Genomic DNA, 1335 nt, shown 5'->3' with positions numbered 1-1335 from the left:
TGACCCACTCCGGGCGGATGCTCCTATGGTCGTCAAGTGGTGAGCAGGGTGTAGATCTCGCGGGCGATGTAGCGCTTGAGGCAGCGGAAGATTTCTGGGCGGCTCAGGCCTTGTTGGAGGCGGCGGTCGCGGTAGGCGCGGGTGCGGGGATCGCGGGCCAGTCGGGTGAGCACGATCCGGTAGAGGGCACAGTTGGCTTGTCGGTCCCCGCCGCGGTTGAGCCGGTGGCGGTGGGTTTTGCCGCTGCTGGCGGGTAGCGGCGCGGCACCGCAGAGCATGGCGAACGCGGCTTCGGTGCGGAGTCTGTGGGGGTTGTCGCCGGCGGTGACCAGTAGCTGTCCGGCGACTTCGGGGCCCACGCCGTGGGTGGCGCTGAGTGCGGGGTTGATCGCTTTGACCAGGGGGTTGATGACCTGGTCCAGTGCGTGGATCTCGGCGCTGAGCTGTGTGTGGCGGCGGGCGATGCTGCGTAGTGCGATTTTCGTGGCGGTGTCGGGATTGCCGGCGTGGGTGGGGTCGGGGCGTAGCCTGGCGCAGACGTGCACGAGCTGGGCTGCGGTGAGAGCACGCAGCTTGCCGCGTAGTGGTTCTCCTGCGGTGACGATCAGGGCGTGCAGGCGTTGCTGCAGCTCAGCGCGGTGTTTGACCGCGCAGGATCGGGCCAGGCGTAGTTGGCGCAGGGCTTCGACACGGCCGTCGCGTTGTTTCGGGGTGCCGGTAGCACGCTTACTCAGGGCAGCGCGGGCGGCGGATTCAGCGTCGACGGGGTCGCTTTTGCCGCGATGGCGGCGCGTGGCGCGGTCAGGCCGGTCCACCTCGACCACGCTGATCTGCTGGGTGCTCAGGTAGCGGGTGAGGCCGGCGCCGTAGGCGCCGGTTCCTTCGACACCGATGAGCGTGACCGTGCCGTGCCGGCGCAGCCAGTCCAGCAGCTGCCGGTGTCCTGCCGGGGTGGCAGGGAACTGGGCGGTGCCCAGCAGGCGTCCGGCGTCGTCGACGGCAGCCGCGGTGTGCGTGTCTTTGTGGGTGTCCACGCCTGCGGTGACCTGCACCGGTGGATGTGTCATGGTGGCCATAGCTGTCCTGTTCGTCGACCGGTCAGGGCGGCACGCACCAGCCGGACGGGATCGGACAAGACAGTGATGGGGCCTCTAGCCAGGCTCCTATGAAGTCACGACACCCATGCGGTGAGTGCACGAGCGTCCTCCTCGGCCGGGTCGACAGATCCGCTCAAGGACCCGAGGTCAGCCAGGCTTAGGGTCAGACCCAGCCCGAGGAGGACGCCCCCCATCCTCACTGTCAGGCTTGATCCCTGCGTGGGCCATCCCCTCCCCC

General features: G+C 68.7%; 1 protein-coding gene. It reads right to left on the bottom strand.

Annotated features, from left to right (window positions below; translation table 11 throughout):
* Nucleotides 1-32: 32 nt before the first annotated feature.
* Complete coding sequence (locus tag AB0M36_RS37630; protein ID WP_364167599.1) at nt 33-1076, bottom strand: IS110 family transposase; 1044 nt, start codon at nt 1074-1076, stop codon at nt 33-35.
* Nucleotides 1077-1335: the final 259 nt, after the last annotated feature.

Source organism: Actinoplanes sp. NPDC051346 (genome assembly GCF_040682215.1).
Classification (GTDB): Bacteria; Actinomycetota; Actinomycetes; order Mycobacteriales; family Micromonosporaceae; genus Actinoplanes.
The sequence above is the reverse complement of the archived record's forward strand: the minus strand, read 5'-3'. Positions and strand labels throughout refer to the sequence as shown.